The following is a 14,626-nucleotide window of genomic DNA, read 5'->3' as shown; positions in this document are numbered from 1 at the left end:
GGCGATTGGCGGACGTCGGCCCCGGGGGCCCCGGTCCGCCACCGCTCCAGGATCTCAGGCCCCCGCTCCGCCCGGCCGGGCGGGCTGCCGCGCGGCCTGCTGGGCCGTCAGGTACTCCTCCCGGATCTCCCTCGGCCCGAACGGCCAGGCCGCCTCCTTCTTCGACCAGACCAGGTACGCGGCGCAGCCGAGCCCGACCCAGGCCAGCGACCACTCGATCGGGTGCACGCCGGGATTGGCCCGGTCCCCGTAGCCGTAGATGACCAGCCAGCCGACCGCCGCCAGCAGGCTGGGCAGCGGGTAGAGCCACATCCGGTACGGGCGGGCCAGCCCGGGCTGGCGCCGGCGCAGCACGGTGAGGGCGGCGATCTGGGCCAGCGCCTGGACGATCACCATCACGCTGGTGAGCAGGGTGATCAGGACGGTCAGCGGCGGGTGCGCGGCGGAGCTGCCGATGTGCCGGGCGAACAGGAAGCCGCCGGCCGTGATCACCCCCATCGCGACCAGCCCGAGCACGGGGAAGCCGTGCTTCGGGTGCAGCCTGCCGAAGGAGCGGAAGAACATGCCGTCGCGGGCGGCGTCCTGCGGGACGCGGGAGCCGCCGAGCAGCCCGGTGTAGACCGAGGCGAAGGCGGTGATCAGGATCAGCCCGGTGACCACGTCGGCGGCCCCCTTGCCCCAGGTCCGCTCCAGCACGGCCGAGGCCACCGACTTCGAGGCCACGTTGCCCGGGTCGAGCATGTCCTGCCAGGGCACCACGCCCAGCACGCCGACCTGCATCAGCAGGTAGATGCCCATGATCGCGACGATCGACAGCAGGATGGAGCGCGGCAGCACCCGCCCCGGGTCCTTGACCTCGGCGCCCAGGTAGGCGGTGGTGTTGTAGCCGAGGTAGTCGTAGATGCCGATGGTCAGCCCGGCCGCGAAGCCGGTCCAGAACTGCCCGTGGGTCAGCTCCACGGCGTGCGCGGGCCAGCCGAAGGCCCGGGCGGGGTGGAAGTCGGTGCAGCAGGCCAGGATCACCAGACCGACCGAGAGGATCATCACCGCCCACATCGCCACGGTGATCCGCCCGACGTTCTCCACCTTCCGCCAGAGCAGCAGCACCACCAGCGCGAGCACGGCGACCCCCACCGCGTCGCCCTGGCCGGTGGTCAGGTCCGGCCACAGGTAGGCGAGGTACTGCACCAGCCCCTGCACCCCGGTCGACATGATCAGCGGGATGAAGAGCATCGCCGTCCAGACGAACAGGAACGGCATCAACCGCCCCGTCCGGTACTGGAACGCCTCCCGCAGGTACACGTAACTGCCGCCGGCCCCGGGCAGCGCCGCCCCGAGCTCGGCCCAGACCAGCCCGTCCACCAGCGCGAGCACCGCCCCGGCGATCCACCCGATCACGGCCTGCGGCCCGCCGAACGCGGCCACCATCAGCGGGATGGTGACGAACGGTCCGATCCCGCACATCTGACTCATGTTGATCGCGGTGGCCTGGAACAGGCCGATTCTCCGAGCGAAGTCCGAGGACACGGGCCACTCCAGTCGACCGGGGGATGTGCGACCAAGTTAAGGAGCGTTACTTATGCCGTCAAGGCCTCGCGCGGCCTCCGCTGCGGCCTCCAGCGGCGCCAGGCGGCGGCTGAGCCGCAGGACGTCGGCCACCGTCTGCGGATCGGTGCTGCCCCGGTACGGCGGGACGACGCCCGCCTGCGGGCCGATCAGCAGGCCGGTCCGCCCGTCCAGCGCGGGGTCGGTCGCGGCGGCCAGGGAGGGCCGGGCGGCCGAGGAGGCCGGGCCGGCGGTGGAGCGTTCGAACTTGCGGCGCACCAGCGGCCAGAGCAGCCGCAGCGGCGGGGAGACGATCGCGGGCGAGGCCAGGGTGCCGTTCGTCATCTCCGTGGCGGCGCCGCCCGGATCGGCCGCGAACACCGACACCCCGCTGCCGCGCAGCCGCTCGGCCAGGTCCAGGGTGTAGGCGAGGTTGGCCAGCTTGGCCCGCCCGTACCAGTGGAAGCCGTAGTACCCGCCCGGCGGTTCGACCTCCCGGAAGGTCCGCCGGGCCAGCCCGACCGCGCCGGAGGTCACGTTCACCACCCGGCTCGGGCCGCCCGCCCGCAGCCGGTCGAGCAGCAGCTCGGTGAGCAGGTACGGGGACAGGTGGTTGACGGCGAATGAGGCCTCGATCCCGTCCACCGTGCTGGTGCGGCGCGCGAACATCGCGCCCACGTTGTTGACCAGCAGCGCGAGCGGCCCCTCGGCCGCCAGCCGGGCCGCGAGCGCCCGCACCTCGCCCAGCGAGGCGAGGTCCGCCGCGAGGAAGCCGGGCCGGCCCGCCGTCGCCACCGCCGCCAGCTGCTCCACCGTCCGCGCGCCCCGCCCGGGATCCCGCCCCACCACGGTCACCGCATAACCGCGCGCCGCCAGGCCCTTCGCGGTCTCCAGCCCGATGCCGCCCGTCCCCGCCGTCACCACCGCCCGTCGGTCCGCTGCTCCCCGACCCGCTGCTCCCCGACCCGCTGCCCCTTGGTCCACTGCCCCTTGGTCCACTTCCCCGCCCTTTCGTCCGAACGCTCCATCAAACGGATAGCTATCCGTTTGATGGGCGCACGGTAGCACAAACGGATAGCTATCCGATTACCGCGTCCCCGCCGCGTTCAGCGCGGCGGCCGCAACCCCTCGACCAGTACCGCCAGGTAGAGCTCGGTCCGCGCCGGACCGGCCTCGCCCGCCCGCAGCGCGTGCTCGACCCCGCAGAGCAGTCGGCGGAGGTCTCCGGCCTCCACGTCCCGCCGGACGGCGCCGGCCGCCCGGGCCCGGTCCAGCAGGTGGGCGACGGCCAGGTCCAGGTCCTTCTTCAGCGCCGAGGTCGCCGCCTCCGCGTCCTCGGCAGCCACCAGCACCGCCGCGAAGCCGCCGTCCGCCAGGGTGCTCGCCAGCACGAAGCGCAGCACCCGCCGCAGGCCCGCGACCGGGTCTTCCTCGCCCGCCGCCGCCTCGGCCTCCGCCACCAACTCACGGAAGCGGTCCGCCGACAGCGCCTCCCGCAGCGCGTGCGGAGTGGGGAAGTGCCGGTAGGCCGTCCCCACGCCCACCCCGGCCAGCCGGGCGATCGCGTTCAGCTGCAACGAGTCGTCACCGGCGGCCAGTTGGTCCCGCGCGGCCCGCAGCAGCAGCGCCCGGTTCCGCGCGGCATCCGCCCGCAGCACGCCTCCCTGACCACCCTTGCTCGTCACCCGCCCCAGCATAGGTGCCGCCCGCGGGTGCAATGGTTCACTGCGTTTCATCTCTTCGCCATGTACACACCTTGCTTCTGAACCCTTTCGGCCTCAGAGTCTCTCCGCTGAAGTTGTACAGATTCCTTTCGGAGGCTCCCCGTGTCGCCAGTGACTCGTCGCACGTTCCTCGGCTCCGCCGCCGCCCTCGGGGCGGCCGTCGGCCTGGACTCCCTGCCCGGCGTCGCGCCCCGCGCGTCCGCCGCGACCACGGGGACCATCGCCGACGTCAAGCACGTCGTCGTGCTGATGCAGGAGAACCGCAGCTTCGACCACTACTTCGGCGCGCTGAAGGGCGTGCGCGGGTTCGCCGACCGGTCGGCGGTCCAGATCGCGGGCGGCAACAGCGTCTTCAACCAGCCCGACGGCAGCGGGCGGCAGTACCCGTGGCAGCTGAGCGCCACCAAGACCTGGTGGTGGGGCAGCAGCCCCGAGCTGCTCGCCCAGTGCGACGGCTCGCTCGACCACGGGTGGTCGACCCAGCACCAGGCCTGGAACAACGGCAAGATGGACTCCTGGATCAGCGCCAAGGGCTCCAACCGGACGATGGGGTACATGGTCCGCTCGGACATACCGTTCCACTACGCGCTGGCCGACGCGTACACCATCTGCGACGCGTACCACTGCTCGATCCTCTCGGCCACCGGCCCCAACCGCACCTACCTCTGGTCCGGCATGATCGACCCGGGCGCCACGGCGGGCGGCGCGGCCTACGACGGCGGCAGCGAAAGCGGCCTGCACTGGCAGACCTACGCCGAGGCGCTGCAGAACGCCGGGGTGAGCTGGAAGGTCTACCAGAACGCCTCCGACAACTTCGGCGACAACGGCCTCGCGTACTTCAACCAGTTCACCGGCGCCCCGAGTTCGAGCCCGCTCGCCCAGCGCGGCATGGGCTCGGTGCCGAGCACCGGCTCGACCCCGGACGACATCGCGGGCGCCATCAGGGCCGACGCGAAGGCGGGCAGGCTGCCGCAGGTCTCCTGGGTGGTCGCCAACCAGCTCTTCTCCGAGCACCCGGACGGCCCGCCGGAGAACGGCGCGCACTTCGTCAACCTGGTGCTGCAGGCGCTCGCGGCCGACCCCGCGACCTTCGACTCGACCGTCCTCTTCCTCAACTACGACGAGAACGACGGCTTCTTCGACCACGTCCCGCCGCCGGTGGCCCCCTCCGGGACGGCCGGGGAGTTCTACTCCGGCACCAACATCGGCCTGGGCTTCCGGGTGCCGATGATCATCGCCTCGCCCTGGACCCGCGGCGGCTACGTGGACTCCCGGGTCTACGACCACACCAGCGTGATCCGCTTCCTGGAGACCTGGACGGCCGCCCTCGGCACCCCGGCGGTCTGCCCGAACATCAGCGCCTGGCGCCGCCAGGTCTGCGGCGACCTCACCGGCGCCTTCGACTTCGCCAACCCGGTCTACGGCCTGCCCGGCCTGCCCGACACCAGCGCCACCATCAGCCAGGCCACCGCCAACACCCAGATCAACCCGGCCCCCGCCACCAACTCCATGCCCGGCCAGGAGAGCGGCACCAAGCCGGCCCGCGCCCTCCCCTACCAGCCCAACGCCTGGGTGGACCGGATCGAGTACGACGCCAACAACCAGATCTTTCTCTGGGTGGACCTGGCCAACCAGGGCCCGCAGGCCACCGCCCACGCCCACTACTCGATCTACGCCAACGCCTACCGCAGCGGCGGGCCCTGGCAGTACACCGTCGCGCCCCACAACGCCGCGACCGGCGCGGACGGCACCGCGAGCGATTTCTTCAACATCGGCGCCAACTTCGGCAACGGCCAGTACGACCTGACCGTCCTCGGCCCGAACCGCTTCCTGCGCCGCTTCGCCGGCAACGCCACCACGGCCGGCAAGTCCGTCGAGGCAAGCACCTCCTACGCCCCGGCCCCCGACACCGGCAAGCCCGCCGTCTGGTTCAAGCTGACCAACACCGGCACCACCGCCGCCACCTTCACCATCACCCCCAACGCCTACCGCACCGACGGCCCCTGGACCTACCAGGTCGCCCCCGGCACCACCGTCACCGACTACTTCAACGCCGTCGCCTACACCAACGGCTGGTACGACTTCACCGTCACCGTCAACACCGACCCCGCCTGGTCCCGCCACGCCATCGGCCACCTGGAGACCGGCGCCCCCAGCATCAGCGGCTGAGCAACGCGAACGGCCTGTGCCGACCGCTCACCGCGGTCGGCACAGGCCGTTCATCAGTGCGAGGTGTCAGCGGCTGGAGCCACCGAGACCGGACGGGCCCTGCCAAGCACCGTTCGACACCCAGTCGTTGGCCAGGTTCCCGTTGTTGTCCACGAACGCCACCAGGGAGCCACTGCCGTTGGTGCTGATCCCCGAGCCGGCCCGCGCCTGACCACCGGTCCCCGACGGACCCTGCCACACGCCGCCCGACACCCAGTCGTTGGCCACGTTGCCGTTCTTGTCCACGAAGAAGACGTGGTCACCGTTGGTGTTGAGGGCCAGCGGCGAGTCGGAGCGCGGCTGACCACCCAGGCCGGCCGGGCCCTGCCAAGCACCGTTCGACACCCAGTCGTTGGCCAGGTTCCCGTTGTTGTCCACGAACGCCACCAGGGAGCCACTGCCGTTGGTGCTGATCGCCGAACCGGCCCGCGCCTGACCGCCAGTGCCCGACGGACCCTGCCACACGCCGCCCGACACCCAGTCGTTGGCCACGTTGCCATTGGTGTCGACGAAGAAGACGTGGTCACCGTTGGCGTTCAGCGCCAGCCCGGAGTCCGTCCGCGCCTGACCGCCCATAGCCGCCGGACCGTGCCAGGTACCGCCCGACACCCAGTCGTTCACCACATTGCCGCTGGTGTCGATGAACGCCACCATCGTCCCCGCCGCGTTCGTCACGATCGGCGAACCCGCCCGAGCCTGCCCACCGATCCCCGACGGACCCTGCCAAACACCGTTCGACACCCAGTCGTTCGCGACATTGCCATTGCCGTCGATGAAGAACGCGCGATCCGCGGCAGCGTCCAAGACCACCGGCGAATCAGCCCGCGCCTGGCCACCCAGACCCGACGGACCATGCCACGTCCCACCCGACACCCAGTCGTTCGCCAGGTTCCCGTTCCCGTCCACGAACGCCACATGAGCACCATCCGCACTCATCGACACCGGGGACACCCGAGTCGCAGCGGGCGGCGGGGTGACGGGGGTCGAAGGGTACGGGTCCACGCCGTCGTCGGTCAGGCCGGCGGTGGCCGCGCAGCCCCACTGGCCCGGGCCGGCGGCGCGGAGCACCTTCTCGGCGATCAGGATCTGCTGCTGTTCGGTGGCGAGGTCGGCCCGAGGGGCGTACGCGGTACCGCCGTAGGCTACCCAGGTGCTCTGGGCGAACTGCAGGCCGCCGTAGTAGGTGTTGCCGGTGTTGATGCTCCAGTTGCCGCTGCTCTCGCACTGGGCGACCCGCTCCCACTCCGCGACCGAGGCGGCATGCGCCGTACCGGCGGCGGTGAGGGAGCAGGCGAGCACGGCGGAGGCGGAGGTGACCAGGGCGAGCAGCTTGGTGGAGGTCTTCTTGGGCATCGTGGGGTCCTTGACTGGTGTGCGGGGAGGGTTGGGGAGGCCGTGCCGGCCGCCGTGAGGGGCGGCCGGCACGGGGTCGCTCATCGGTGCGGGGCGTCAGCGGCTGGAGCCACCGAGACCGGACGGGCCCTGCCAAGCACCGTTCGACACCCAGTCGTTGGCCATGTTGCCGTTGTTGTCGACGAAGGCGACCAGGGAGCCGCTGCCGTTGGTGCTGATCCCGGAACCGGCCCTGGCCTGACCACCGGTCCCCGACGGGCCCTGCCACACGCCGCCCGACACCCAGTCGTTGGCGACGTTTCCGTTCTTGTCCACGAAGAAGACGTGGTCGCCGTTGGCGTTGAACGCCAGGCCCGAGTCGGAGCGCGGCTGGCCGCCGAGACCCGACGGGCCCTGCCAAGTACCGTTCGACACCCAGTCGTTGGCCAGGTTCCCGTTGTTGTCCACGAAGGCCACCAGGCTGCCCGCCGAGTTGGTCGCCACCGCCGAGCCCGCCCGGGCCTGGCCACCGGTGCCCGACGGGCCCTGCCACACGCCGTTGGAGACCCAGTCGTTGGCCATGTTGCCGTAGGTGTCGACGAAGAAGACGTGGTCACCGTTGGCGTTCAGCGCCAGCCCGGAGTCCGTCCGCGCCTGACCGCCCATAGCCGCCGGACCGTGCCACGTGCCGCCCGAGACCCAGTCGTTCACCACATTGCCGCTGGTGTCGATGAACGCCACCATCGTCCCCGCCGTGTTCGTCACGATCGGCGAGCCCGCCCGGGCCTGCCCACCGGTCCCCGAGGGTCCCTGCCAAACACCGTTCGAGACCCAGTCGTTGGCCACGTTCCCGTTCGCATCGATGAAGAAGGCGTGGTCCGCGGCAGCGTCCAAGACCACCGGCGAATCAGCCCGCGCCTGGCCACCCAGACCCGACGGACCATGCCACGTCCCACCCGACACCCAGTCGTTCGCCAGGTTCCCGTTCCCGTCCACGAACGCCACATGAGCACCATCCGCACTCATCGACACCGGCGAAACCTTGGCCGGCGGGTTGCCGGGCGGCGGCGGGGTCACCGTACCGCCACCGACCGGGCTGACGAAGCCCTGGAGGTTGACGCTGTAGCCGCCGGCGGTCCACTCGTACGCCCCGACGGCGCCGGGCATGTTGGTGTCGCGAGAGACAATGCCGCCGTCGTGGGTGGTGCCGTCCTGGTTGCCACCGATCCAGTCGATGGTGCCGTCGGAGTGCACCGCCGTCACGATCGCGACGTGGTCCCAGGTGGTGCCGGAGTAGCTGTTCGGGTGGAAGAAGACCGCGTCACCGACGTGCGGGGTCGAGGAGAGGTTGCCGTACGAGGTGAAGCTGTTGGCCAGGTCGTCGAGCGGGTCGAGGTTCTTCACCCCGTTCTGGGCCCAGACCCAGCCCGCGAAGTCCGCGCACCAGGCGTGGGTCCGCCCGCCACCGGAGCAACTCGAGGACTGGCCCGTCCCCGGGGCGTAGTAGCCGGAACCGCCGTTGCCGCAGTAGTTGCTGGAGAGCTGGCCGGTGGCGGTGCTCACGATCGAGTCGCCCAGCGTGGCGGCCTGGGCCGACGGGGTGGCCAGCAGGCCGAGGGCGGAGCTGAGCAGCAGGGCGGCGACACCGGTGGCGGTGGCGCGCTGACGGGAAGCGAACATGGAGGTGTCCTTCTGTTTTCGGCAGTGCTGTTTCGGCAGTGCTCTGCGGCAGTGCGGTGACGGCAGTGCGATTCGGTGAACTGCGAAGCGAGATAAGGGCCTTGGACCGGAGGCGGTGCGGCCCGAAGTACGGTGGGGTGCGGCGGTCAGCCGGCCGTGAGCCGGGCCGCAGCGGAGGTGAAGCCGAGTTGGTGGCCGTCGGCACCGATCGCGTAGAACAGGGCGTCGGTCGGCTGGACCTGCTGGTTCGGTGCGAGACCGAGCCGGTAGCGAATGGTCAGGGACCCGTTGGCGGGGAGGGTGAACGGAGTGTCACCGGCCGCCCCGACCGGCGCGGTGCCGATGTCCGGGAGCGGGACCGTCCGCCAGGCCCGGGCCGCCGGGTCGAACTCCTGGAGGGTGCCCTTGAGATCGACCCCGGAGGCGGGGACGAGCTGGAACATCGGGTTGAGCGAGGAGTACGCCTTACCCGTGTGGTTGGTGAGCAGCACCGAGAACTCGACCGGGCTGCCGCCGATCGTCAACCCCGCTGCCGGCAGTTGGAGTTGGATGCCGACCGGCAGGCCGACCGGGGCACTGGCCGAGGGGGCGACCAGCGGGCCGCTGACGACCTTCGCCTCGGCGGACGGCACTCCCGAGGGGGTGGTGGACGCAGTGGCGGTCGGGGTGGGGCGAGCGGCCGGAGCGCCGGCCGGGAGCGGCGCGGCAGCCGCAGTCGGGGTGGCCGGGGCCACCGTCACGGTCGAGGCGGAAGGAGCCGGAACGGTCCTCGGTGCGATGGCGGCCGAGGCCGCGACCGAGGCCGCCTCGGCCCGGTCGGTCGCCGAAGCGTGGGCCCCGTCGCCCAGGGCGGCCACGCCCAGCGCGACGGCCCCGAGGGTGGTGCCCGCCGCCAGCACCGTCGCCAGGCGGGCACCACGGGTACCTCGTACGAACAACTTGACTGCGGGCATGACGAACCGACTCCTCGGCGGGCTGGATGTTGGCTGCAGCACTGCGAGGTGTCAATTCACTTGGTAAGACCAAGCATTGAGGCCCTCTCAGGCGCTTCCAGCTGGGCGTTCCCTGCTGGCGATGAATAGCTTCCCCCGTCGGACCGGCTCCCCGGAAGATCGTTCCAGTGGCACCAACTCGCCTGGTGCCCTTCCGACGTAAAGTCATGCCCATGCCAAGAGAGCCAGCCCGGGGCGGCCCACGCCCCGGAACGCCGAAAGGCGCGGGCGCCGTCCGGAGACGGTGCCCGCGCCTTGGTCAAGACCCGCCCGGGGCCCGGCTCAGTGGCAGGTGTAGGTGAACGAGGTGGCGGCGGTCCGGGAGCCCGGGGAGAGCACCTCCAGGGTCGCGGTGGCGGTCATCGTGCCCTTGCCCTCGAAGGTCCAGCGGAGCACCACGTCCGTCTGGTGGCTGCCCTCGGGCACCGGCTGGGCGAGCTGGCCGGAGACCGTGCCGTCGCTGCGCCGCCAGCGGTAGGAGACCGTGCCGGCCCGGCCCTCGGTGCGCAGCGTGCCGGTCACCGTCGCCGTTCCGTCGCAGCCCGGCCCGGCCGGGTCCGCCGTGCTCACCGAGACCCCGGTCACCGCGAGCGGCTGCGCCGAGCCCCGCCAGAACAGGTAGCCCAGCACCACGAGCAGCACCAGTACCGGCAGCAGCCACCCCGCCCGCCGCCGACGCGGCCGGGCGGCCTCCACCGCGCCCGCCTCCCCGCCCGGCCGGACCGTGCCGTGCCAGACGGCTGCGGCGAGCGCCGGCACCTCCGCCGGAGCACTCGGCACCCCCGGGCCGAACCGGCGCAGCCCGTCGGTCGGGGCATCACCCGTGGACGGCGTCACGAGCGCCTTGGTCGCCTCGGTGGCCTCCGACAGCTCGACCGTGGCAGCGGGGGCGACCGGGACGACGGGGGTACCCCAGACCTCCTCGTCGAGCAGGGTCGCGCTCTCGGCCTCGTCTCCGCCGACCCGCTGCCCGCCGGCCCGCTGTCCGCCGGAGGCGAGCCGTACCGCCTCGCCGAGGGCCCGTGCCTCTGCGGGCGTCAGCCGCACCGTCTCCCCGAGCGCCCGCTCCTCGGCCGGCGCGAGGCGGACCGTCTCGTCCATGGCCCCGGCCTCGGTGCCGGCCGGCGGCCCCAGCTTCACGGTGGAGACGGTGGAGACGGCGGCGGGGTCGGGCGGCGGCGTTCGGCCGTCGAGGTGCAGGGTGCGGTCGGGGTCCTGGGGTGCGTTCATGCGTCTCTTCCTGGCGGGTGGTGCGGTCAGCGGGGCGGGTTGCACTGGAAGGCGTAGAGCTGCCGGTAGCTGCCCTGGCCCCGGAGTGCGGCGGGGTCGGTGTCGACCTGGAGGCCCCAGGCGGTCGCGCTGTCCGCGAAGGTGTGGTTGACCGGGAACGACGCCTTGGTCTGCCCCTGGGCGAGCGTGATGCGCTGCGTCGCGACCACCTTGCGGGTGGTGTCACTGTCGATCCAACTGAGCGTCAGAGTGCCCGAGTTGGCGCCGTCGGTGGTGACGTCGACCTCGGCCTTGGTGCCGTAGTTGCCGTAGCAGTCGTACGAGGAGATGGCGAGCGAGATGACTCGCAGCGGCGCCGGGGGCGGCGGCGCGGGCGAGGAGGTGGACGGGGCGGGGTCCGCGGTGGGCGTCGAGACCGGGGTGGACGGGCTCGCGGGAGCGGTCGGCGTCGTCGGCGCGGCGGCGGTGGCCGTCGGGTCGGTCACCGGGCCGTGGCCCGGGGCGGGTGCGCCTGCCGTGGGCGGGCCCGCCGGGCTCGGGGTGGTGGAGCCCGTGGGCGTGGCCGTTCCGCCCGGTGTGGCGCCGCTCGACGGCGAGGAGGAGGGCGAGGAAGGCGCGGCCGCGGAGGGGGAAGGGCTCGCCGACGAGCCGGACGAACCGGACGAGCCGGCGGACGGTGTGCCCGCCCCCGGCGCCAACGGCCCCAGCGAGGTGGTCAGTTCGGGCGCCGGTGCGGCCACCGTCGTCAGGTGAGGGTCGTCCACGCTGTTGGCGGCGGCGATGCCGGCCATCGTCCCGGCGATGAGCGTGACACCCGCCGCTCCCGCCGTGAGGCGGGCCTTCCGGCTCAGCCGGGGACGGCGCGCTGGCTCGGCCTCCGCGGCGAGCGGAACGCCGAGTGAAGCGCCGAGCGAGGCGGCGTCCGCGCCGGCGCCCAGCACGGTGGTGGCCAGCGAGGTGGTGCCTGCGGCCGCGCCGCCGCCGGAGGGCAGCAGCAGGGGCAGCAGCGCGACCAGGGCGGCGAGCGCCCGGCGCCCGCGCTCCTCCCAGTCCTCGCCGTACGCGGCGCAGGCCACCCGTTCGAGCTCCTCGACCAGGGCGGCGGCGCTCTGCGGGCGCTCCTCGGGCGTCTTGGCCAGCCCGGCACGGATCAGCGGCCGGATCGCCTCGGGGGCCAGGCCGTCGGGTATCGGGGCCTCGGTGTGCTTGACCGCCAGTTCGGCCAGCGTGATGCCGCTGTAGGGCTTGGCCCCGGTCAGGCACTCGAAGAAGGTGGCCGTGGCCGCGTAGACGTCGCCCGAGGGGGAGGCGGGCTCGCCCGCCCACTGCTCGGGGGCCATGTAGACGGGGGTGCCGGCGATGCCCGGCCGTTCGCCGCTGCGCACCGCGATCCCGAAGTCCACCAGCTTGGAGGACCCGTCGGCCGCGACCAGCACGTTCTCCGGCTTGTAGTCCCGGTGCACCACCCCGGCCGCGTGCGCGGCGGCCAGGCCGAGCAGCGAGCCCTTGAGCACGGCCAGCGCCGCCTCCGGCGAGGTGGCGCCCTCCTGGCTCAGCAGCCGGCGCAGCGCGACGCCGTCCACCAGCTCCATCACGATCGCGGCGCCCTCGGCGCTCTCCACGTACTCGTACAGCGCGGCCACCTGCGGCGAGCGCAGGCCGCCGAGCAGCACGGCCTCGTTGCGGAAAGGCGTGGTGTCGGCGACGGCCGCGCTCAGGTACTTGACGGCCACCCGGGTGCCGGTGGCCTCGTGCCGGGCCAGCACAACCCGCCCGCTCGCCCCGGCGCCGAGCTCGCGCTCGTGGGTGTAGCCGGGCAGCGTCCACGAACCGTCCTGCGCCACCGGCTCGTCCTCGGTCTGGCCGTTCATCCTCGGTCTCTCTCCTGCTCGCTCCTGGCCCCGGGGGGCCGCTGCCGCGACCTGCCACCGCGTAGTCGGCGACGTACCCACCGGGCCGCCGGGTTCCCGTCCGGAGCGGATCGCAGGTCACGATTCGGATGCTTCGCACGCACCCGCAAAACCCTTCGCACGCAGGCGATTCGACTCCCACGACCGACCCGCCGCCACCCGGCACCGGCCCCGTCGCCGAGCCGCTCATCCGACCTCGCAGCCACCCGGCGGCGAATTGTATGACGAGCCTCGGACCCTCCCCCGCCCACGGCCGCCCCGCACCTCGGCGCTGCCGTTCCACCGTCGGCATCGTCAGTGTGCGACGGAGGTACGCGCACCGTCCGGGCGACGCCCCGGCCCCTCAGCCGCACCACCCGACCCGCGCACCGACCCCCGCACCAGCCGGCGCAGCAAGCCCCTTTCGGCGCCAACTCGGTTATGTCGCAGGCATATTGTCGTGGCCACGCCGGTGCGCCTATCGTACTCATGCCAACTGACGAGGACGTGAAGTGACGGTCCGTCAGCTGTGGCGAACGACCTGCCCCGACACATCCCCGCACAGCTCCTTCGCCATGCCCGCGCACCCGCACGGCACCCCCGACCCCGCTCGGGTCCGTCGGTGCGCCCCGATGGAAAGGCAGTGCCTTGGTCGTCCACCGCCCCGAGAACAGCCCCGAGAACAGCACTGAGAACAGCGCCGGTAACCGCACCGGGAACCACCCGGAGCGCCGCTCCGGCCGGACCCGCCCCCGCACCTCCGTCGCCGCCTACGGCGCCGCGGCCCTGCTGGCCGGCGGCCTCTCGCTGGCCGCCCCCGCCGGCGCCGCCGACCCGCACGCCACCGGCGGCGGCCGCACCAGCGAGCGCTCCTGCGCCGCGCCCACCGCGCCGGGGGTGATGGCCTGCCACGCGCTGCGGCGCACCGACGTGACCCAGCCGCAGGAGTTCCGGCTGCACGCCGTCTCCCCGACGGCCACCCCGGCGGGGTACGGGCCCGCCGACCTGCTCAGCGCCTACACCCTGCCGGGCGGCGGCGGGGCGGGCACCACGGTGGCCATCGTCGACGCCTACGACGACCCGAACGCCGAGGCCGACCTCGCGGTCTACCGCGCGCAGTACGGCCTGCCGGCCTGCACCACGGCCAACGGCTGCTTCCGGAAGATCAACCAGAACGGCGGCACCAGCTACCCGGCGGGCAACACCGGCTGGGGCAGCGAGATCTCGCTCGACCTGGACATGGTCTCGGCGATCGCGCCCAACGCCCACATCCTGCTGGTCGAGGCCGGCTCCGCGACCATCGGTGACCTGGGCACCTCGGTCAACCAGGCCGTCGCCCAGGGCGCCAAGTACGTCTCCAACAGCTACGGCGGTGGCGAGTCGGCCACCCAGACCGCCTGGGACGTCGCCTACTTCAACCACCCTGGAGTGGTGGTCACGGTCTCCTCCGGCGACTCCGGCTACGGCGTGCAGTACCCGGCCGCCTCGCCGTTCGTGACGGCGGTCGGCGGCACCTCGCTCAGCCGGGCCTCCAACGCGCGGGGCTGGACCGAATCCGCCTGGAGCGGCGCCGGCTCCGGCTGCTCGGCCTACGAGGGCAAGCCCGGCTGGCAGACCGACGGCGGCTGCCCCCGCCGCACCGTCGCGGATGTCTCGGCCGTGGCCGACCCGGCCACCGGCGTGGCGGTCTACGACACCTACGGCAGCCCCGGCTGGCAGGTCTTCGGCGGCACCAGCGTCGCCGCCCCGGTGATCGCGGCCGTCTACGCGGACGCCGGCACCCCCGGCATCGGCAGCTACCCGTCCTCCTACCCGTACGCCCGCACCTACGCGCTGTACGACGTGTCGGGCGGCAGCAACGGCTCCTGCTCGCCGGCCTACCTGTGCGGCGGCGGCAGCGGCTACGACGGCCCGACCGGCCTGGGCAGCCCCGACATGACCAACGGCTTCACCAACGCCGCCCAGCGGGTGGTCAGCCTGCGCGCCCACGCGAACAACGACTACGTCACCGCCGAGAACGCGGGCG

General features: G+C 72.8%; 8 protein-coding genes and 2 pseudogenes. 2 read left to right on the top strand and 8 right to left on the bottom strand.

The window, feature by feature from the left end:
- Nucleotides 1-54 precede the first annotated feature (54 nt).
- The 3 genes from CFP65_RS37390 to CFP65_RS37380 form a co-directional block, all read right to left on the bottom strand.
- Nucleotides 55-1,473, bottom strand: a complete 1,419-nt coding sequence (locus tag CFP65_RS37390) for an APC family permease (protein WP_104821407.1) — start codon at nt 1,471-1,473, stop codon at nt 55-57.
- Nucleotides 1,474-1,563: 90 nt separating this feature from the next.
- Nucleotides 1,564-2,469 carry an SDR family NAD(P)-dependent oxidoreductase gene (locus tag CFP65_RS37385; RefSeq protein ID WP_104820334.1) on the bottom strand — a complete coding sequence of 302 codons (906 nt, stop codon included), beginning with the start codon at nt 2,467-2,469 and terminating at the stop codon, nt 1,564-1,566.
- A gap of 182 nt (nt 2,470-2,651) precedes the next feature.
- The gene (locus CFP65_RS37380) at nt 2,652-3,230 is read right to left on the bottom strand and encodes a TetR/AcrR family transcriptional regulator (RefSeq protein ID WP_254552769.1); all 579 of its coding nucleotides are present in this window, start codon (nt 3,228-3,230) and stop codon (nt 2,652-2,654) included.
- Between the two features lie 141 nt (nt 3,231-3,371).
- On the opposite strand from CFP65_RS37380, the gene CFP65_RS37375 reads away from it, so the two are divergent.
- Nucleotides 3,372-5,438, top strand: coding sequence for a phosphocholine-specific phospholipase C (locus CFP65_RS37375; protein WP_104820332.1), 2,067 nt, complete (start codon nt 3,372-3,374; stop codon nt 5,436-5,438).
- A gap of 66 nt (nt 5,439-5,504) precedes the next feature.
- Here CFP65_RS37375 and CFP65_RS41950 read toward each other — a convergent pair whose 3' ends face one another.
- The 5 genes and pseudogenes from CFP65_RS41950 to CFP65_RS37350 form a co-directional block, all read right to left on the bottom strand.
- Nucleotides 5,505-6,830, bottom strand: coding sequence for a transglycosylase family protein (locus CFP65_RS41950; protein ID WP_104820331.1), 1,326 nt, complete (start codon nt 6,828-6,830; stop codon nt 5,505-5,507).
- A 1,206-nt stretch (nt 6,831-8,036) separates the two neighbouring features.
- Nucleotides 8,037-8,489 (bottom strand): annotated as a pseudogene (locus tag CFP65_RS42705) (CHAP domain-containing protein); the annotation flags it as partial.
- A gap of 146 nt (nt 8,490-8,635) precedes the next feature.
- Nucleotides 8,636-9,442: a hypothetical protein gene (locus tag CFP65_RS39515; protein WP_158702562.1), complete on the bottom strand. Its 807-nt coding sequence runs from the start codon at nt 9,440-9,442 to the stop codon at nt 8,636-8,638.
- Between the two features lie 321 nt (nt 9,443-9,763).
- Complete coding sequence (locus tag CFP65_RS37355) at nt 9,764-10,711, bottom strand: hypothetical protein (protein ID WP_104820328.1); 948 nt, start codon at nt 10,709-10,711, stop codon at nt 9,764-9,766.
- 26 nt (nt 10,712-10,737) lie between these two features.
- Nucleotides 10,738-12,582 (bottom strand): serine/threonine-protein kinase, encoded by a 1,845-nt coding sequence (locus CFP65_RS37350; RefSeq protein ID WP_254552768.1) that lies wholly within the window; start codon nt 12,580-12,582, stop codon nt 10,738-10,740.
- 918 nt (nt 12,583-13,500) lie between these two features.
- Here CFP65_RS37350 and CFP65_RS42700 point away from each other — a divergent pair.
- A pseudogene (locus tag CFP65_RS42700) lies at nt 13,501-14,553 on the top strand (peptidase S8); the annotation flags it as partial.
- Between the last annotated feature and the right edge of the window lie 73 nt (nt 14,554-14,626).

It is taken from the genome of Kitasatospora sp. MMS16-BH015 (assembly GCF_002943525.1).
GTDB lineage: Bacteria > Actinomycetota > Actinomycetes > Streptomycetales > Streptomycetaceae > Kitasatospora.
Note: the sequence above shows the minus strand (reverse complement) of the source record. Positions and strands in the feature narration are given on the sequence as shown.

What these genes read in the sequence shown, in the direction of transcription:
- CFP65_RS37350 (WP_254552768.1), bottom strand. Translation starts at nt 12,582, where the DNA reads ATGAACGGCCAGACCGAGGACGAGCCGGTGGCGCAGGACGGTTCGTGG.
- CFP65_RS37390 (WP_104821407.1), bottom strand. Translation starts at nt 1,473, where the DNA reads ATGAGTCAGATGTGCGGGATCGGACCGTTCGTCACCATCCCGCTGATG.
- CFP65_RS37355 (WP_104820328.1), bottom strand. Translation starts at nt 10,711, where the DNA reads ATGAACGCACCCCAGGACCCCGACCGCACCCTGCACCTCGACGGCCGA.
- CFP65_RS39515 (WP_158702562.1), bottom strand. Translation starts at nt 9,442, where the DNA reads ATGCCCGCAGTCAAGTTGTTCGTACGAGGTACCCGTGGTGCCCGCCTG.
- CFP65_RS41950 (WP_104820331.1), bottom strand. Translation starts at nt 6,830, where the DNA reads ATGCCCAAGAAGACCTCCACCAAGCTGCTCGCCCTGGTCACCTCCGCC.